The following is a 20858-nucleotide window of genomic DNA, read 5'->3' on the forward strand; positions in this document are numbered from 1 at the left end:
ACATTATTTGTATTATTTTGTTTACGGTTGCTTCATATGGGATTTGCTTATCTGGCTACCGTTAAACAGAGAATAGTGGTAGGCGAGAATTATTGCATCTGCTTTTTATTTTAACCGGCGAATATTTCGTCGAAATGCAAAGAAAAATGTTGATGCCTGATCAAGCGCTTGTTTTGCGGAGAAGCCAGTATGGGCAGTTTCAGTACAAAAAATAACCTAATAGCCATTTTTATCATGGTCATGCCAGTGCTCTGATAGGGGAGAAGGAGGGGCCAGATTTTTCTTGTTAGCGCGTGAATTAATATTCATAAATAATGAGTTAAAATTCATAAATAAAATCACTATATCGCTTCAGCTTGCCTAAATACCCGTTTCATAAAAGTTAAAACTCGCTTGTGTCAGGTAATGGTATTACCAACGGTACGTTATCACTTTGCATCACATTATTGATGAAGTTGTTAAAATGTGCTGGGTTTCATGATTTTGGTCAAGGTCCGTATGGACAGGTAGTGAATACTTTGTTACTTTATCGTCACGTTTTTTGAATTGGTATTACCAATTGACTCCGCGCTACTCGCAGAGACGATTCACTCAATACGGCTTACAGCGCGACTTACAGAAAATATGGCCTACAACAAAATCCGTCAGCCCAAATTATCAGATGTTATCGAGCAACAGCTCGAGCACCTGATCTTGGAAGGGACGCTACGACCGGGTGAGAAATTACCGCCCGAGCGTGAGTTGGCGAAGCAATTTGATGTTTCCCGACCCTCTCTGCGAGAAGCTATCCAGCGTTTAGAAGCGAAAGGTCTGCTGCTGCGTCGTCAGGGTGGTGGTACGTTTGTGCAAACCAATCTGTGGCAAAGTTTTAGCGATCCGCTGGCTGAACTGCTGGCCGACCATCCCGAAGCACAATTCGATCTGCTAGAAACCCGTCACGCCCTCGAAGGTGTTGCTGCCTATTATGCAGCCCTGCGCGGGACTGATGAAGACCTTCAACGTATCCGTGAGTGCCATACTGTTATTCAGCAAGCCCAAGACAGCGGCGATTTAGATGCTGAGGCCGATGCGGTTATGCAGTATCAAGTGGCGGTCACAGAGGCCGCGCATAATGTGGTTTTACTGCATTTACTGCGCTGCATGGGGCCAATGCTCGAACAAAACGTGAAACAAAACTTTGAATTGCTTTACTCGCGCCGCGAAATGCTGGCAACGGTGAGCAGTCACCGCGCCGGGATTTTTGAGGCGATTGTGGCACGCGAGCCAGAGAAGGCCCGCGAAGCTTCACACCGTCACTTGGCGTTTATTGAGGAAATCCTGTTGGATCTCAGTCGGGAGCACAGTCGCCGTGAGCGATCTTTGCGTCGGCTCCAACAGCGCAAGGATTAGAAACGAATCATTCGGGTTGCGCCTTAGCAAGACCCCAATAATTTTTTCTGAATTCTCATTTGAGAATCATTAGCGGCAACTATAACCCAAAATAATTCGAGTTGTAGGTAGGCGGCAAGGGAATGCATCCCCAGGAGCTTACTTGAGTAAGTGACTGGGGGGAGAGAGTGCAGCCAGCGCCCCTACAGCTTGAAGTATGACGGGGATAAACTGATGGGCCTATCTTCCGGTGTTTTCACCAGGGCACGTGCTTTAGCCTTGAGTTAAAGCACAGGAAGATAGGCTCCAAATAAACCATTAGAAACAGATAAGGAATACCACCATGTCAGAACGTTTAAATAATGACGTGGATCCGATCGAAACTCGCGACTGGTTACAGGCGATTGAATCGGTTATCCGTGAAGAGGGTGTTGAGCGTGCTCAGTATCTGATTGATCAGGTGTTGGGCGAAGCCCGTAAAGGTGGTGTGAGTGTTGCAGCTGGTTCCGCTAGCCGTGATTACATCAACACAATTCCAGTAGAAGAAGAACCGGCTTACCCTGGCAACCTGGAACTGGAGCGCAGTATTCGCTCTGCTATCCGTTGGAATGCCGTGATGACCGTGTTGCGCGCGTCGAAGAAAGATCTGGATTTAGGCGGCCACATGGCATCCTTCCAATCTTCCGCTACCTTCTACGAAGTGTGCTTCAACCACTTCTTCCGCGCTCGTACCCAAAAAGATGGCGGCGATCTGGTCTACTTCCAGGGCCACATCTCTCCAGGCGTTTACGCCCGTGCCTTCCTTGAAGGCCGCTTGACTCAAGAACAGATGGATAACTTCCGCCAGGAAGTTCACGGTAAAGGTCTCTCTTCTTACCCGCACCCGAAACTGATGCCTGAATTCTGGCAGTTCCCAACCGTTTCGATGGGTCTTGGCCCAATCAGTGCCATCTATCAAGCTAAATTCCTGAAATATCTCTCTCACCGTGGTCTGAAAGACACTTCAGCACAGACCGTGTACGCCTTCTTGGGCGACGGCGAGATGGATGAGCCAGAATCTAAAGGTGCGATTACCATCGCCACCCGTGAAAAACTGGATAATCTGGTCTTCGTTATCAACTGTAACTTGCAGCGCCTTGATGGCCCAGTTACCGGTAACGGCAAAATCATTAATGAGCTGGAAGGTATCTTCAGTGGTGCTGGCTGGCAAGTTCTGAAAGTGATTTGGGGTGGTCGTTGGGATGAGCTGCTGCGTAAAGATACCAGCGGTAAACTGATCCAACTGATGAACGAAACACTGGATGGTGACTACCAGACCTTCAAATCCAAAGATGGCGCTTATGTGCGCGAACACTTCTTTGGTCGCTTCCCAGAAACGGCTGCATTAGTGAAAGACATGAGCGACGAAGAGATCTGGTCTCTGAACCGTGGCGGTCATGATCCTAAGAAAGTCTTTGCTGCACTGAAAAAAGCACAAGAAACCACTGGCAAGCCGACTGTTATCCTAGCCCACACCATCAAAGGTTACGGCATGGGCGAGACAGCTGAAGGCAAAAACATTGCCCATCAGGTGAAGAAAATGAACATGGAAGGGGTTCACCACTTCCGCGATCGTTTCAATGTGCCGGTTGCTGATGCTGATATCGAAAAACTGCCATACATCACCTTCGATAAAGAGTCAGAAGAGTACAAATATCTGCACGAACGTCGTCAGGCGCTGGAAGGTTATGTACCAACCCGTATGCCTAAGTTCACCGAGAAGCTGGAAATCCCTGCCTTGTCAGATTTCAGCTCCTTGCTGGAAGAGCAGAACAAAGAGATCTCTACCACTATCGCCTTCGTGCGTGTGCTGAACGTGATGCTGAAGAACAAGTCGATCAAAGATCGCATTGTTCCAATCATCGCCGATGAAGCCCGTACCTTCGGTATGGAAGGTCTGTTCCGTCAGATTGGTATTTACAGCCCGAATGGTCAGCAGTACACCCCGCAAGACCGCGAACAGGTTGCTTACTACAAAGAAGACGAAAAAGGCCAGATCCTGCAAGAAGGGATCAACGAACTGGGTGCGGCTTCTTCATGGCTGGCGGCGGCGACTTCTTACAGCACCAACGATCTGCCAATGATCCCGTTCTACATCTACTACTCCATGTTCGGCTTCCAACGTATCGGCGATCTGTGCTGGGCGGCAGGTGACCAACAGGCGCGTGGCTTCTTGGTAGGCGGTACTTCAGGCCGTACCACCCTGAACGGCGAAGGTCTACAACATGAAGATGGTCACAGCCATATTCAGTCACTGACTATCCCGAACTGTATCTCTTACGATCCCGCTTACGCTTACGAAGTTGCTGTCATCATGCATGATGGTCTGGAACGTATGTACGGCGAAGCGCAGGAAAACGTCTATTACTACCTGACCACGCTGAACGAAAACTACCATATGCCAGCCATGCCGCAGGGCGCAGAAGAGGGTATCCGTAAAGGTATCTACAAACTGGAAACTGTTGTAGGTAGCAAAGGCAAAGTGCAGTTGATGAGTTCGGGTGCCATCTTGCGCCACGTTCGTGAAGCTGCTCAGATTCTGGCTAACGACTACGGCGTCGGTTCTGATGTTTATAGCGTCACCTCCTTCACTGAACTGGCCCGCGATGGTCAGGATTGTGAGCGTTGGAACATGCTGCACCCAACAGAAACCCCACGTGTTCCTTATGTGGCTCAGGTGATGAACGATGCACCAGCAGTGGCTTCTACTGACTACATGAAGCTGTTTGCTGAACAAATTCGTAACTTTATTCCTGCCAGCGAGTTCCGCGTTCTGGGTACCGATGGTTTCGGCCGCTCTGACAGCCGTGAGAACCTGCGTCACCACTTTGAAGTTGATGCTTCTTACGTTGTGGTTGCAGCACTGGGTGAATTGGCTAAACGCGGTGACATCGACACCAGCGTAGTTGCAGAAGCAATTACTAAATTTGGTATCGACGCCGATAAAGTTAACCCGCGTCTGGCATAAGAGGTAAAGAACACATGTCTATCGAAATCAATGTACCGGACATCGGTGCGGACGAAGTTGAAGTCACCGAAATCATGGTGAAAGTGGGCGATACCGTTGAAGCGGAACAGTCGCTGATCACCGTTGAAGGCGACAAAGCTTCTATGGAAGTCCCCTCACCGCAGGCGGGTGTGGTTAAAGAGATCAAAATTGCGGTGGGCGACACAGTAGCCACCGGCAAACTGATGATGATCTTTGAAGCAGCAGGTGCCTCAGCGGCACCGGCTAAAGCAGAAGAGTCAGCGGCAGCACCAGCACCGGCGGCAGCACCAGCACCGGCGGCAGCGCCTGCTGCGCCAGCGGCATCGGCGGCGAAGAATGTTGAAGTCCCAGACATCGGTGACGACGAAGTTGAAGTGACCGAAGTGATGGTGAAAGTCGGCGATAAAGTTGAAGCTGAACAATCACTGATCACCGTTGAAGGCGACAAGGCTTCCATGGAAGTGCCTGCGCCTTTCGCCGGTATCGTGAAAGAGATTAAAATCAACACCGGCGACAAAGTGAAAACCGGCTCTCTGATCATGGTCTTCGAAGTGGAAGGCGCAGCCCCTGCGGCAGCTTCGGCTCCAGCACCACAAGCAGCGGCTCCGACAGCACCAGCGGCGGCTCCAGCAGCAGCCCCTGCGGCGAAAGCAGAGAGCAAAGGCGAATTTACCGAGAACGATGCTTACGTGCATGCGACTCCGGTTATCCGTCGCTTGGCTCGTGAGTTCGGCGTTAACCTAGCGAAAGTCAAAGGCACCGGTCGTAAAGGCCGTATCCTGCGCGAAGACGTTCAGGCTTACGTGAAAGATGCGGTGAAACGCGCTGAATCTGCTCCGGCAGTCTCAGGCGGTGGCTTGCCGGGCATGTTGCCTTGGCCGAAAGTCGATTTCAGCAAATTTGGTGAAATCGAAGAGGTCGAGTTGGGCCGTATCCAGAAAATCTCTGGTGCGAACCTGAGCCGCAACTGGGTCATGATCCCTCATGTGACACACTTCGACAAAACCGATATCACCGATCTGGAAGCGTTCCGTAAGCTGCAGAATGACGAAGCTGCCAAGCGTAAGCTGGACGTGAAGTTCACCCCGGTGGTGTTCATCATGAAAGCTGTTGCTGCTGCTCTCGAGCAGATGCCACGTTTCAACAGCTCACTGTCAGAAGATGGTCAGAAGCTGACGCTGAAAAAGTACATCAACATCGGTGTCGCGGTAGATACGCCAAATGGTCTGGTAGTTCCGGTATTCAAGGATGTGAACAAGAAAAGCATCACTGAACTGTCCCGTGAACTGATGGCTATCTCCAAGAAAGCTCGTGATGGCAAGCTGACCGCTGGCGAAATGCAGGGCGGTTGCTTCACCATCTCCAGCTTGGGCGGTATCGGGACAACTCACTTCGCGCCGATTGTTAATGCGCCGGAAGTGGCTATCTTGGGTGTCTCCAAGTCTGCGATAGAGCCAGTCTGGAACGGTAAAGAGTTCCAGCCGCGTCTGATGATGCCGATGTCACTCTCCTTCGACCACCGTGTGATTGACGGTGCTGATGGTGCGCGATTTATCACCATCATCAATAACATGCTGGCCGATATTCGCCGTCTGGTGATGTAATCGCTAAGGCCGGCCTCGCGCCGGCCTTGTTTTTACATAAGTCGACAAGGTTGTTGAGACCCTCGTCACGTGATGCGGCTTTTCAGGTTATTAACAATTCTGTAAACTGCACGCGGTGCAAGCGTCACGGTGGATGCGGGCGTTATGCAATTAATTAGCCTAAAAAATGGTGTCTGATCCGCCGGACAAACAATTAAGAGGTCATGATGAGTACTGAAATTAAAACTCAGGTCGTGGTACTTGGGGCAGGTCCAGCAGGGTACTCTGCTGCTTTTCGTTGCGCGGATTTAGGTTTAGAAACCATTCTGGTTGAGCGTTACTCTACGCTCGGTGGCGTTTGCCTGAATGTGGGTTGTATCCCTTCCAAGGCGTTGTTGCACGTCGCTAAAGTGATTGAAGAAGCCAAAGCACTGGCTGAACACGGTATCGTTTTTGGCGAGCCTAAAACTGATATTGATAAAGTCCGTGTTTGGAAAGAGAAAGTGATCAATCAGTTAACTGGTGGTTTGGCAGGTATGGCTAAAGGCCGTAAAGTCAAAGTGGTTAACGGTTTTGGTAAATTTACCGGCGCGAACACCTTAGTGGTTGAAGGCGAAAATGGCCCAACCACGATCACCTTCGATAACGCGATTATTGCTGCTGGTTCTCGTCCAATCCAACTGCCATTCATTCCTCATGAAGACCCACGTGTTTGGGACTCAACTGACGCATTGGCACTGAAAACTGTTCCTGAGCGTCTGTTGGTGATGGGCGGCGGGATCATCGGTCTGGAAATGGGCACTGTTTATCACGCGCTCGGCTCTAAAATTGATGTCGTCGAAATGGCGGATCAGGTTATCCCAGCGGCTGATAAAGACGTGGTGAAAGTCTTCACCAAACGTATCAGCAAGCAGTTCAACCTGATGCTGGAAACCAAAGTGACTGCGGTAGAAGCCAAAGAAGATGGTATCTACGTCACGATGGAAGGCAAAAAAGCCCCGGCAGAACCACAACGCTATGATGCGGTTCTGGTGGCTATCGGCCGCGTACCGAATGGTAAGTTGCTGGATGCGGGCCAAGCGGGCGTTGAAGTTGACGAACGTGGCTTTATCCACGTGGATAAGCAACTGCGCAGTAACGTGCCACACATCTTTGCTATCGGTGACATCGTGGGTCAGCCAATGCTGGCACACAAAGGTGTTCACGAAGGCCATGTTGCCGCTGAAGTTATCGCGGGCATGAAACATTACTTCGATCCGAAAGTGATTCCATCCATTGCGTACACTGAACCTGAAGTCGCATGGGTAGGCTTGACTGAGAAAGAAGCGAAAGAGAAAGGCATCAGCTACGAAACCTCCACCTTCCCGTGGGCGGCATCGGGCCGTGCTATCGCCTCTGATTGTGCAGATGGTATGACTAAACTGATCTTCGACAAAGAGACTCACCGTATCATCGGTGGTGCTATTGTCGGGACTAACGGCGGCGAGCTGTTAGGTGAAATCGGTCTGGCAATCGAGATGGGTTGTGATGCGGAAGATATCGCGTTGACCATCCATGCTCACCCAACACTGCATGAATCTGTGGGTCTGGCGGCGGAAATCTACGAAGGTAGCATTACCGACTTGCCGAATCCGAAAGCGAAAAAGAAATAAGCTCTTTTTGCTGAAGCAGAGTTTTTAAGTGTAAAAATTGAAGCGGCTCCTTTGCAGGGGCCGTTTTTTTGGCTTAAAAGCGAGTGTTCAGGCGGTTTTACAGATCAAGGTAGTGCCCCGTTCGTAACTGGCTGGGGGAGATATTAAAGGTGCGACGTAGCGCTGTGGCGAAATTAGCCGGGCTGGTATATCCCGCAATGGTCGCCGCTTGATCAATACTGACCCCCTCTTTTTTCAACGCCAGCATGGCGCGCTTCAATCGGCAATGGCGTAAATACTCAAATACCGTGATGTGATAACTCTCACGAAAACGCCGCTGCAAGGTGCTTGGGCTCATATTGATGGATTGAGCCAACTGACTCATGGATAGATGGTCAGCCTCACCACTCTCCAGCCAGTCACGGACTTGTTGAATCCGATTTAGCCCCCGCAAGACCACTCTATTCCGTTGCTGGACTTGTTGCTCCAGTGAACTAAAAGCTTCAATAATCAAGCCGATGCATTGCGTTTCACAGCGCAAACGCGCCAGCGGGGTGTTGTAAGGGGGGGCGCTGGCAATTTGCTGGGCGATAGCCCGCGCCTGCACCGAGGGCTGCCATAAATGGATCGCCAGATGCTGCTGAGTAAAGTTGTAGAGTGTGTCCCACGCGCCATCCTGTGGCAGCAAATCGCCATACAGCCACTCGCGGTCAAAAGTCAGTGTTAGGGTGCGCTCGTGACTGTTATTTTTGCCGTGGCGGGTAAAGAGGGTGCTTTCGGTGAGTGATACCAGCGAGGCATCGCCTTTTTCCTGCAAATGCAGTTGCTTACCCCCAAAGGAGATATGTGCGCTGCCATTGACTACAATCGCCAGTTTTAGCGCCGGATTGAGCTGATTTTGTGTCTTGATGTCATAGAGATTGGTGACATTAGCGGTATGTAAAATGAGATGTGGATTGAGGCGCAATACCTGAAAATCGCCAAATAACACCGGGTCAGTGGGCAATGACTTCGCCCCGCTCAACTGATAGTCGCTGGCGACCAAATTCGATTGCTGCATAATTTGGTCACGATAAATCGGTTTGGATGAGGGGGAGACATTGCGTAACTTATTTTTCTTCACTGCCGGCATGATGGCTCTCCACTGACATTGACATGATGACTCGATTGACCTGATGGCAACATTGACTTTACAACAAACAGCTTTGCCGTTTAAACAAACCTTTTCTTTGATTGCAAATGTAACAATTGGCAGCATGAATTGATAATGAAAATAATTATCAATCTTGTTCGTTTTTGCTGCCCCATGAATAGATTGGTAGAGATTTTCCTCTGCTGACATTTGCTGTGGGCTTTTGCATCGGGGAAAGTTTAATGAACGTAAAATGGCAAGGGCGCTCGCTAACGACCTTAGCGAGTCTGATCAGCATTTGTCTCTCAACACCACTCTGGGCGCAAACTCAAGTCACCAGCCAAACGGCATCTGACACCGCGCCAGCTCAATCGTCACCCACGGCAGCGCCGCAGGAAACCGACTCTGCGACAACAACGACGGCCGCTGATAATAAGGCCACCACGGGCGATACGCTAGTGGTGACCGCTCAGCAGCAAGTCCGTCAAGCACTGGGTGCCTCGACGATCACCGCAGAAGATATTCGCAAACGCCCTCCGGCGAATGATCTGTCGGAAATTATCCGCACCATGCCCGGCGTGAATCTCTCAGGTAACTCTGCCAGCGGCCAGCGCGGCAATAATCGCCAAATTGATATTCGTGGCATGGGGCCGGAAAACACCCTGATTATGGTCGATGGGATGCCGATTTCGAGCCGAAATGCGGTGCGCTATGGCTGGCGTGGCGAACGTGATACCCGTGGTGATACCAACTGGGTTCCGGCGAATATGGTTGAAAAAATCGAAGTGCTACGTGGGCCGGCAGCCGCGCGTTACGGCAACGGGGCGGCGGGTGGCGTGGTGAACATTATCACTAAACAGCCGGACAAAGAGCTGCACGGTAGCTGGAATGCTTACATGAATAAGCCACAGCACAGCGAAGAGGGGGCGACTCGTCGTACCGACTTCAGCTTGATGGGACCGCTAAGTGATTCCGTCAGTTTCCGCTTATACGGCGGCTACAATAAAACGGATGCCGATGACTGGGATATCAACTTAGGCCATGAATCAGCCCGAACCGGTAATCAGGTGGGCACCTTGCCAGCGGGCCGTGAAGGGGTACGCAATAAAGATATCAATGGCTTATTGCGTTGGGACTTCGCCAAGGGCCAATCACTGGAGTTTGAGGCGGGTTATAGCCGTCAGGGCAACATTTATGCCGGTGATACACAAAACACCAACAGTAACGCCATTGTTCGCAGCCTATACGGCGCTGAAACTAACCGCATGTACCGCGAAAACTTCTCGGTAACCCACCGTGGTTTTTGGGATAACGGCGTGAGTTCAACCTCTTATATCCAGTATGAAGAGACCCGCAACTCGCGGATCAATGAAGGACTGGCGGGCGGGACGGAGGGCATATTCTCCAATAACAATTTCAGCACCATCACACTGGATAATTATCTGGCTCACTCCGAAGTTAACGTGCCATTTGAATGGGGCGTCAATCAGGTACTGACGGTGGGCGCGGAGTGGAATGATCAGAAAATGAATGATCCCACCTCCAACACCCAAACCACCACCGAGGGCGGCAATGTGAGCGGCCTGACCGGAACCGGGCGCGATACCCGCACTTCGGCGCAAATCGCCTCGCTGTTTGTCGAAGATAACATCGAGCTGACTGATACCACGATGCTCACCCCAGCACTGCGTTTTGATCATCACAGTACCGCAGGCAGCAACTGGAGCCCTGGGCTGAACTTGTCGCAGGAACTGGGTGATTACTTCACCATGAAAATGGGGATTGCCCGCTCCTATAAAGCGCCCAACCTCTACCAAACTAACCCTAACTACTTGTTATATAGCCGTGGTCAGGGCTGCTATGGCGGTGGCGGTAGCTGCTACCTGATGGGGAATGACTCACTGTCAACGGAAACCAGTGTCAACAAAGAGATTGGTTTTGAGTTCCATAACAATGACGGCATTATTGCCGGTGTCACTTATTTCCGTAATGACTACCGCAATAAAATTGAGCCGGGTCTGGTCTCTTTGGGCACCGCCAGCGGTGGGAGCGGCGCGTATGCTAACTCCGATATTTTCCAGTGGGAAAACGTGCCTAAGGCGTTGGTTGAAGGGCTAGAAGGTAACCTGACTGTGCCTGTGACCGAAACGGTACAGTGGAGCAGCAATCTGACCTATATGCTTGAATCGAAGAATAAAACCACTGGCGATTACTTATCGATCACCCCAGAGTTTACCTTGAACAGCTCAGTGAGCTGGCAGGCCACGGAAGATTTCTCACTGCTCTCAACCGTGACGTGGTATGGCCGCCAGAAACCGAAGAAATATGACTATCAGGGGCTGCCAGTCACAGGCACGGCGCTTAATGAAGTCAGCCCGTATGCCATCTTTGGCTTGAGTGGCAGCTACACCGTGACCAAGAATGTCAGCGTGACCACTGGGATTGAAAACCTGTTCGACAAACGCCAGTTCCGTGCGGGGAATGCCCAGAGTGTCGCGGGTATCGCCGGCGCTGGGGCGGCAACCTACAATGAGCCGGGGCGGACATTCTTTGTGAGCTTGAATACCCAATTCTAAATCCCCTGCATACTTGGGGCCGCAGGGGGGTTAGTGCCTACCTGCAACCCCAATTATTTTGGGCATTGGGTTTTCGTCAAAACAGAAACAGTCATTATCGGCTGTTTCTGTTTCATTTATCGCCATAATATCTTCTATTCGTCACTCCTCGCCCTAAAAGTCCAACCGAAAGCACGAGATACTGAGAGAGAGATGGTATCCATTCATTAGCTATGGTTATTATGTGGATCCGTTTTGCTGATAAAACACTGTTGCGACGGGCGAGTTGAGAGCGGTTATCAATAGTTCAGGTGAATGCTCTGCGCACAACGATTCAGCAAAAATTTAATGTTGCTTTTATGTGAACGAATTAACACTGAGTTCAAATACTGGTATGCTGGCTGAGCGAAACTGGGCGTCTTACCCTACACTTACTGCCTCAGTGATGATGGCTGGTGGCAACAGATAGCCTGGCAAAATATATGATAATTAAAGCGAGGAGAGAGTCGTGCTAGAAGAATACCGTAAGCACGTAGCCGAGCGTGCTGCTGAGGGTATCGTCCCCAAGCCATTAGATGCATCACAAATGGCCGCGCTGGTTGAATCATTAAAAAATCCGCCTGCGGGCGAAGAAGAATTTCTACTCGATCTGCTGATCAACCGTGTACCACCCGGTGTTGATGAAGCAGCCTACGTAAAAGCCGGTTTTCTAGCGGCCATCGCCAAGGGCGAAGCCCACTCACCACTGATTAATGCTGAAAAAGCGATTGAACTGCTTGGCACCATGCAGGGCGGCTATAATATTCATCCGCTGATTGATGCATTGGATAATGAAAAGCTGGCTCCGATTGCGGGCAAAGCGCTGTCTCACACTTTGCTGATGTTTGATAACTTCTACGACGTGGAGGAGAAAGCCAAAGCAGGTAACCCCCATGCCAAGAAAGTGATGCAATCTTGGGCCGATGCCGAATGGTATCTCTCCCGCCCTGCACTGGCAGAGAAAATCACGGTTACCGTCTTTAAAGTGACCGGTGAGACCAACACCGATGACTTGTCTCCGGCTCCTGATGCTTGGTCGCGCCCTGATATCCCACTGCATGCGCTGGCGATGCTGAAAAATGCCCGTGAAGGCATTCACCCTGATAAGCCGGGCAGTGTTGGTCCAATCAAACAGATTGAAGAGCTGAACAAAATTGGCTTCCCGCTGGCTTATGTCGGTGACGTGGTCGGCACCGGCTCCTCCCGTAAGTCTGCCACCAACTCCGTGCTGTGGTTTATGGGCGACGACATCCCTTACGTGCCGAATAAGCGCGGCGGCGGTGTGGTACTGGGCAGCAAAATTGCGCCTATCTTCTTTAACACCATGGAAGATGCGGGTGCACTGCCGATCGAAGTGGATGTTGCTAACCTGAATATGGGCGACGTGATTGATATCTTCCCGTATCTGGGGGAAGTTCGCCGCCATGATACCGGGGAGATTTTAGCCACCTTCGAGCTGAAAACTGACGTGCTGCTGGATGAAGTCCGTGCCGGTGGTCGTATTCCGCTGATCGTGGGTCGTGGCTTGACCACCAAAGCCCGCGAATCACTGGGTCTGCCCGTGAGCGAAGTGTTCCGCGTGGCGAAGCCGGTTGCCAAAAGCAACAAAGGCTTCTCATTGGCACAGAAAATGGTCGGTCGCGCTTGCGGCGTCACTGGCGTGCGTCCGGGTGAGTATTGCGAACCTAAAATGACCTCGGTCGGTTCACAAGATACCACTGGCCCGATGACCCGTGATGAGCTGAAAGACTTGGCGTGTCTGGGCTTCTCGGCTGATTTGGTGATGCAGTCATTCTGTCATACGGCGGCCTATCCTAAGCCAGTTGACGTGACCACCCATCACACACTGCCTGACTTCATTATGAACCGTGGCGGTGTATCGCTGCGTCCGGGCGATGGCATCATCCACTCATGGCTGAACCGTATGCTGTTGCCGGATACTGTTGGTACTGGCGGTGACTCCCATACCCGCTTCCCGATTGGTATCTCCTTCCCGGCGGGTTCTGGCTTGGTGGCCTTTGCGGCCGCAACAGGTGTGATGCCTCTAGACATGCCTGAGTCCGTGCTGGTGCGCTTTAAAGGTGAAATGCAACCGGGTATCACCCTGCGTGATCTGGTTCATGCCATCCCTTACTACGCCATTCAGGAAGGTTTGCTGACGGTTGAGAAGCAGGGCAAGAAGAATATCTTCTCTGGCCGAATTCTGGAGATCGAAGGTCTGCCAGAGCTGAAAGTTGAGCAAGCATTCGAGCTGGCGGATGCCTCCGCAGAACGTTCTGCGGCCGGTTGTACCATCAAACTGGATAAAGCGCCGATTACCGAATACCTGCAATCCAACGTGGTGCTGCTGAAGTGGATGATTGCTGAAGGCTACGGCGATCGCCGGACACTGGAGCGCCGCATCAATGGCATGGAGAGCTGGCTGGCGAACCCGAATCTGCTGGAAGGTGATGCCGACGCCGAGTACGCCGCCGTGATCGAAATCGATCTGGCTGATATCACTCAACCGATCCTGTGTGCGCCAAACGATCCTGATGATGCTCGCCTGTTATCTGATGTTGCCAACAGCAAAATTGATGAAGTCTTTATCGGCTCTTGCATGACCAACATTGGTCACTTCCGTGCGGCAGGTAAGCTGCTGAATCAGCATAAAGGTCAGTTGCCAACCCGCTTGTGGGTGGCACCGCCGACTAAAATGGATGCCGCGCAACTGACCGAAGAGGGCTACTACAGCATCTTTGGCAACAGTGGTGCGCGCATTGAGATCCCCGGCTGTTCACTCTGCATGGGTAACCAAGCGCGAGTGGCTGACGGTGCGACGGTGGTTTCTACCTCCACCCGTAACTTCCCGAACCGCTTGGGAACGGGGGCAAATGTTTATCTCGCTTCGGCTGAACTGGCCGCGATAGCCTCGCTGCTTGGGCGTCTGCCGACACCTGATGAATACCAAACTTATATGGCTCAGGTTGATAAGACCGCTGAGGATACTTATCGCTACCTGAACTTTGATCAGTTGAGCCAATATACTGAAAAAGCTGACGGCGTTATCTTCCAAACCGCCGTGTAAAAATATATATTCCGCACCAGCTAAACAAACGGGAGGCCAGTGGCCTCCCGTTTCTATTTTAAAACCACGATCGATTGAAATTTTGCAGCTATTTACCGGCTTTGCGAGTTTGCGCCAAGTGAGGCTGCTAATAACGTTTAAACTAATAATATGCCCTTCTGACTTGAGGCCGCTGCGGTGTTAGCGCCCCAATGACTTTGGGTATATTGATATCAGGAGGGCGTGCTATGGACTATGAATTCTTGCGTGATTTGACCGGGCAAGTGCTCGTCAGATTCTCGATGGGGCATGAAGTGATCGGCCATTGGCTCAATGAAGAGATCAAAGGCGATCTGGCAAAACTGGATCAAATTGAAGCTGCCGCCACTGAAGTGAAAGGCAGTGAGCGCCAGTGGCAACTGACGGGTCATGAATACACACTGTGGTTGGATGGTGAAGAGGTGATGGTGCGGGCCAACCAACTGGATCTTGACGGCGATGAGATGGAAGAGGGCATGAATTACTACGATGAAGAGAGCCTTTGCCTGTGCGGCCTAGAGGATTTTCTGCTGGTACTCAAAGGCTACCGAGCTTTCATCTTGCACTCATAGACGATGATTTAAGGTTGATTGCGGCTGGCAGACCAGCATAACAGTGAACCGACCACCACCATGGCAACCCCCGGCCAGAACGCGGCTGACGGTAGGGTATTGAGCCACAAACTGGCGATCAGTATCGATAATAGCGGTGTGAAGTAAGAGAGGGCAGCAACCAGAGTGGCGTTGCCTTTTTTCATGGCAATATCCCAGCACACATAGGCCAACGCGGTATTGGCTCCCATCAGCAGCAGCTCAAAAATGGCGCGCTGAGTAAAATGCAACTTGCCGGGTGTCAGCATAAAGAACATCAACCACAAACAGAGGGCGCTGGCGAGTAAAAACAGTGGCAGCGCTCCCGGCCCTCGGCTGTACAAACGCACTAAATTGGAATAGGCCGCCCAAGTCAATGCGGCGATCAGTGCCAAACTATAGGCCAGTGGGTTACTGCGGACATTGGTGCTCAATGTGTTGATATCCAGCCCATTTCCGCCACTCACCACCCAGATGACGCCGAAGAGCGCAAGAGCCGCCCCCAACCAGAGCCACCAACGCGCGCGCAGTTTGAGCAACGGAACCGCTAAGAGCAGTGTCAAGCTGGGCCATAAATAGTTAATCAGGCCAATCTCAAGGGTCTGCTGACGATCATTGGCCATGCCAATCGCCAGTGCGAAGGCCACCATATAGACCATAAACAGCGCCCCACAACCATACAGATAAGCGGGATGTTGCCCGCGCAAAGTTGGCTTACCCGCCACCAGCCACACCAACACCCCGCTGACCGTATAAATGGCCGCTCCCGCGCCAAATGGCCCCAGAGTTTCAGCTAGCCCGCGCGTCAAGGCAACGCTCATGCTCCAGAGCAAAATCGCAATAATGCCATACAGAGTAGGGAGGCGGTTCATGGGCAGGCATCATCCTTGTGCAGTGTCAGGCAGAAAAATTGGATCTCCTTATACCTCGTCAATCAGGATGATGGGAATAGCCAGAGATCAATTATTAGCACGTTAACCCTGTGACCTCGGTCTTTCTACAGGGAGATTGATATTTTTTAGTTGGGCGCTAATCATAAATAGTCGAAATAATAAGCGTTTGAGATAACTAATCAGCCAATCCACGATAAAAAATCCACCTTGAATTGCGTAGGCTCGTCAGTGAGTTGTTCTCTCTGGCTAATGTGTTATTTGCCTGTCAGATAACACATTAGCCGATACCCCGGCGCAGCACCAGGAAGGTGATTTTATGGAAGGATTTGCTTATCGAACCCGACGTATAGCCAGTTGGCTACTGATTTATCTTACCGCACTGCAACCCCTACATCCGGCTATCGCCGCTAGCCCAACATCAGCGTCTCCGCCAGTGATTTCTATCTACGCGCCTAATGCGAATGGCGTTTCCTATACTCCCTATAGCGAACTGAATATCGGCGCTGACGGTTTAGTACTCAATAATGCCACCCAGGCGGGGCAGTCAGTGTTAGCAGGTCAGTTACCCGCCAATCCCCATTTTAATGGCAAAAGTGCCACATTAATTATCAATGAGGTTATCAGCAACAAGCCCACGACGCTGGCAGGCAAGTTGGAGATCTTTGGTCAGAAAGCCGATGTGATTATCGCCAACCCCAACGGTTTGAATTGCAATGGCTGTCGTTTTATCAACGCCAGTGGCATCACCTTAACCACTGGCACCCCGGTATTGAACTCACAGGGTGATTTAGAACGGTTCAATGTGATGGGTGGAATCATCACCGTGGGGGATAAAGGGTTCGATGGTCAGTCACAAGATTACAGTCAATTGATCAGTCGCTCTCTGGCGCTGGAGGGGGAAGTTCGAGCTAATCAGCTTGATGTTATTTTGGGGGTGAATCAGGTCGATTATCAACATGGCCGTATTCAACCACAAACCGCCACGGGGGTAGCCCCAGTACTGGCAGTGGACACCAAAAATCTGGGCGGCATGTATGCCAACCGCATCCGACTGGTCATCACGGAAAAAGAGGTTGCAGCCAATCTCAATAATATCGTCAGCCAGCAAGGGGATATTTCGATTGATGCGGCGGGTGATCTCACCTTAGGCCATATCACGGCGAAAAAAGATCTTAATGTGATTGGCAAAAATACCGTCGTTACTGTGGGCAGCAAATTACGCAGTGGCCGCGACATTACCTTGGCAAATACCAAACTTTATAATTATGGTGAGGTGAAAGCCGAACGCGATATGCGCCTGTTCAGTGATCAGGTTCGTAATACCGGACCCTCGGCTAAACTGCACGCTAATAACCAGATGTGGATACAGAAAGATGCCGAAGGGAATAAAAACTCGTTAGTTTTCAATAGCTCTGGCAGTATTAGAACTGGTGTCGGTGATTTAATTATTCGCACTGATAAATTGGAGAATACTCGCCAGTTCTTTAATGCAGATTGGGAGGAATTAACGCCAGACTCGACCAGTGCTAACGTTTATGACAATGAGGATTATCGTTATCACCCAGTCATAAAAACAGTCAACTTGTCTGAAGATCAACTCCCCTATGACTTCCCGAGAAAATGGTTTGGTACGACAGACTTTAGAGTTATTCATAAATTAGCACAATGGAGCTTGTATAAAGTTAATACCGAGAAAAGCCTGTATCAAGTCACTGCCGATGCACCCGCTGCCACCCTCTATTCAGGAGGGAACCTGTATATTAATGCCAACCAGCTAACCAATAAAGTAAGCAATATCGGTGCAGACAAAGATATCTTCCTTACTGGAGATAACTTCTTAAATAGCAGCCACAGCAGTTGGATAAAGGATGAGTTTATTGATTATGAGGTGCAAGGAGGCATGCATAATCGAGATAGGGCCATGGAGCATGAATGGTATACCGTATGGACTGAAGCTGAGAAATACCCTGCAGCTATCACTGCTCAGGGGAATGTCGTGCTGGATTTTAATAACCAGATCCATTTAGATGCGGGTTGGCCGAAAAACGAAGAAGACTCTGATATCAGCTTTTGGTTAAAACAACAGACACAACCTATCTTGCACGGTAATAATATCCTGCTACATGGTAATCGTATCATCAGTAATGACCTGATACATGCACGGGGTGATCTCACCTTTATTGCTGAGGATACGATTGATTTAAATAGCAGTACGCTGCGAGGTAGAGATATCTCTCTTACCGCACTTAATGATATTAATGCGATAAACAGTGAGGTTGCCGGGCGAGATATTTTGGTATCTAGTCGACAAGGTCATATTGAGTTCAAGCCGATAGATGATATCCCGCACTATTTTCAACCTGATTACCAGCGGGTCATTAGCCAGATTAATGCCCGCGGTGATTTTACCGCGATTGCCGGTAAAAATATTAATCTAACAGATACCTTACTGCATCCCGCCCGTAATATTAGCCTGTTGGCCAATCAGGATATCAATATAGCTCACACTGATAGCCTGATAACATTAGCTCTTTTAAGTAAGATTTTTACCCGAGCAGAAAATATAGAGCTGTTTAATCAATTATTCTCTTTGCCCGGCCAGTTAAAAAGTCACGGAAATATGACTTTTAATGCCGGCAATAACCTGTCGCTGCGAGGCGTCACTCTGGATGCGGGGCAAGATGTTAATCTTCATGCTGCCCGCGACATTAATCTGTCACCACGCAATATCCCGTGGATGGCTACATTACTATCAGAGAAACACAAGACAATAGATAGTATATTCTACCCACATGATGATATTTCCTTGGCTTTCTCCGTTTCACATATACCTGAACTGAATGCTCAGATTAATGCCAACGGCAATATCTTAATCAATGCGGGCCGCGATATTTTGGCTCAAGCCAGCACTATCACGGCGGATAACAATATCACTTTGCTGGCCGGTCAGAACATCCAACTGCCCGCCTTACCTTATCCGGCGGTGACGCCACGTCAGGATCGCCAGATGGTCACCCGCGTACAGGCAGGGGAAAACCTTAGCGCAGCAGCCAATAGCCAGCTCCTTGGCTACGGCGCAGAACTCTTCTCTGGCGGTGACATGACGCTCACGTCGGGCGGCAATATGCGCTTTGAGTCACTGCTCAACGAAGAGCATCATGGCGGCGGCGATAATTTCAGCTATCGAAAGCTCCAGCAACCGACGCAACTGAACAGCGGCGGTGTGCTGACACTGATTTCAAACGGCAGTATTCTGTTTCAGGCCACCCAACTGGCCGCTAAAAGCCTGATGGATATCGCCGCTGAAGGGGGCTACTTATTTGCTCAGGCAATGGAAGAGACCAGCCATGCCGAAGAGCGCTGGACCACCCGTAAATGGTATGGGCGGAAAAAGTCGCATCATAATGTCAGCCACTCCAGCATCAATAAAGTCACCGAATTCACTGCTGACGGAGATATCAGCCTGCTAAGCCGTGATGACAGCACCTATCAAGCCAGTAAAATCGCGGCAGGGCAGAATGCCAAACTCACCAGCACTCACGGCAAAGTGATTTTCGAAGCGGTTAAAGATAGCGCGTTTGAACAAAAAACCACGCTGGCAAAGGGTTTTTACATCAAGCAGACCGACAGCGGCTATCAGCAGGGCAAGTGGGTGCTGCCCACGATTCATACCGGCGGTGAATTAACGGTCAATGCCACGCAGGGTATCAGTGCCGACGTCAAGGCAAAAAATAGCCAATCTATTCAGGCGGCGATTAGCGCACTGGCAGTGATCCCCGGTAATGAATGGTTGAAAGACCTGCATCTGCGGGATGATGTGCAGTGGCAAAAAGTGATGGATGCCTATCACGCTTGGGATCACCAAAGTGAGCGGCTGAATCCGGTGGTGGCCGCAGTGATAGGCATTGGCGTGGCCGTCGCCACTGCGGGATCGGGGCTGGTTGCCACCGCCAACAGTGCGGTGGGCGGCGGTGTCGCGGGCGGCGCAGTGACCGGGGGGATCTCCGCACTGGCATCGCAGGCGGCGGTCTCTCTGGTGGATAATCAGGGGGATATCTCCAAAACCTTCAAAGATTTGGGCAGCAAATCCTCAGTGAAATCATTGGTCACCTCAATGGCCATTGGGGGCGCATTGAGCGGGTTTGATGTGTTGATGGGCTGGGAGAGCGCCGCCGAGGGGGCGAGTGCGGCTAAATTGCCGCGCCTGAGTCATGGCGACTGGAGCAAGGTCGCACAGCGGGTCGCGGGTCAATCTCTCCTCAGTTCCAGCCTCAATACCGGTATTAATGGCGGCAGTTTTAAAGATAATCTGACCCTCGCGCTCCTTGCCAACCTTGGCGGCCAGTTACATGCTGAAGGGGCCAATCTGATTGGTAATAATGGCGCAGTTTTGGGCGCACCCGGCAAAGCGATCAGCCACGCCATTATAGCGGGTATTGCCGCTGAAATCGGCGGCGGCAGTGCCAAAGGTGCTGCGGCAGGCGCACTGGCCGCGGAGCTGGCCGGGGTGGTTATGGGGGATAACTTTATTGGTGCGCAGGAGTGGCAGGCGAAATCTGAGCGGCAGGCTCAGCTAGCCCGCTTCTTCGGTGGTGTCGCAGGGGCGGTATTTACAGGCAAATCTGAAGGTGCCTACAGTGGTGCCCATGCGGCCGAAACCACATTTCGTTATAACTACCTCAGTCACCACCAACAAAAACTGATGAAAGCCGAGATGGATGCTGCCAGCACATTGGCAGAGAAGGGCAAAGTTTTCATTGATTGGGGGCTGACCAGTGCGACACAAGATGGCGCTTTTGCGGCAGGGATTGTCGCCAGTGTGCCGGAGGGACTCTACGACAGTGCCGTGGAATTGTTGGGGATGCTAAAAGAGCCTCAGCAAGCAATCACCGCATTGAGGGAACTGGCTAACAGTGGTGATATCATTGGTACTGTGGCGTAAAGTGTCAAACAG

At 50.9% G+C, this 20858-nt stretch carries 10 protein-coding genes; 8 read left to right on the plus strand and 2 right to left on the minus strand.

Annotation, left to right across the window (positions count from 1 at the left end; genetic code table 11):
* The first annotated feature begins 624 nt into the window (after window positions 1-624).
* From pdhR to lpdA, 4 genes are all read left to right on the plus strand, one after another.
* Window positions 625-1389 (plus strand): pyruvate dehydrogenase complex transcriptional repressor PdhR, encoded by a 765-nt coding sequence (gene pdhR, locus HRD69_RS09210; protein WP_004875539.1) that lies wholly within the window; start codon window positions 625-627, stop codon window positions 1387-1389.
* A gap of 322 nt (window positions 1390-1711) precedes the next feature.
* Entirely contained in the window at window positions 1712-4375 is a 2664-nt protein-coding gene (aceE, locus tag HRD69_RS09215) for a pyruvate dehydrogenase (acetyl-transferring), homodimeric type (RefSeq protein WP_004875538.1), read from the plus strand.
* Between the two features lie 14 nt (window positions 4376-4389).
* Window positions 4390-6000 carry a pyruvate dehydrogenase complex dihydrolipoyllysine-residue acetyltransferase gene (aceF, locus tag HRD69_RS09220; RefSeq protein WP_004875537.1) on the plus strand — a complete coding sequence of 537 codons (1611 nt, stop codon included), beginning with the start codon at window positions 4390-4392 and terminating at the stop codon, window positions 5998-6000.
* 206 nt (window positions 6001-6206) lie between these two features.
* Window positions 6207-7631 (plus strand): dihydrolipoyl dehydrogenase, encoded by a 1425-nt coding sequence (lpdA, locus tag HRD69_RS09225; protein WP_161597836.1) that lies wholly within the window; start codon window positions 6207-6209, stop codon window positions 7629-7631.
* Window positions 7632-7728: 97 nt separating this feature from the next.
* On the opposite strand, the gene HRD69_RS09230 is transcribed toward lpdA, so the two are convergent.
* A complete protein-coding gene (locus HRD69_RS09230) occupies window positions 7729-8742 on the minus strand; it encodes a helix-turn-helix transcriptional regulator (RefSeq protein WP_004875535.1) in 1014 nt (337 codons plus the stop codon).
* Between the two features lie 242 nt (window positions 8743-8984).
* Between HRD69_RS09230 and HRD69_RS09235 the strand changes: the two genes are divergently transcribed.
* The 3 genes from HRD69_RS09235 to yacL all read left to right on the plus strand — a co-directional run bounded on the left by HRD69_RS09235 (window position 8985) and on the right by yacL (window position 14993).
* Entirely contained in the window at window positions 8985-11318 is a 2334-nt protein-coding gene (locus HRD69_RS09235; RefSeq protein ID WP_004875534.1) for a TonB-dependent siderophore receptor, read from the plus strand.
* Window positions 11319-11805: 487 nt separating this feature from the next.
* A complete protein-coding gene (gene acnB / locus HRD69_RS09240; protein ID WP_004875533.1) occupies window positions 11806-14403 on the plus strand; it encodes a bifunctional aconitate hydratase 2/2-methylisocitrate dehydratase in 2598 nt (865 codons plus the stop codon).
* 227 nt (window positions 14404-14630) lie between these two features.
* Window positions 14631-14993, plus strand: a complete 363-nt coding sequence (gene yacL, locus HRD69_RS09245; protein ID WP_004875532.1) for a protein YacL — start codon at window positions 14631-14633, stop codon at window positions 14991-14993.
* 8 nt (window positions 14994-15001) lie between these two features.
* Here yacL and yddG read toward each other — a convergent pair whose 3' ends face one another.
* Complete coding sequence (yddG, locus tag HRD69_RS09250; RefSeq protein WP_004875531.1) at window positions 15002-15883, minus strand: aromatic amino acid DMT transporter YddG; 882 nt, start codon at window positions 15881-15883, stop codon at window positions 15002-15004.
* A 337-nt stretch (window positions 15884-16220) separates the two neighbouring features.
* On the opposite strand from yddG, the gene HRD69_RS09255 reads away from it, so the two are divergent.
* On the plus strand, window positions 16221-20846 hold the full coding sequence (locus HRD69_RS09255) for a DUF637 domain-containing protein (RefSeq protein ID WP_280525093.1): 4626 nt from the start codon (window positions 16221-16223) through the stop codon (window positions 20844-20846).
* The last annotated feature ends 12 nt before the right edge of the window (window positions 20847-20858 follow it).

Source organism: Yersinia mollaretii ATCC 43969 (genome assembly GCF_013282725.1).
Lineage (GTDB): Bacteria > Pseudomonadota > Gammaproteobacteria > Enterobacterales > Enterobacteriaceae > Yersinia > Yersinia mollaretii.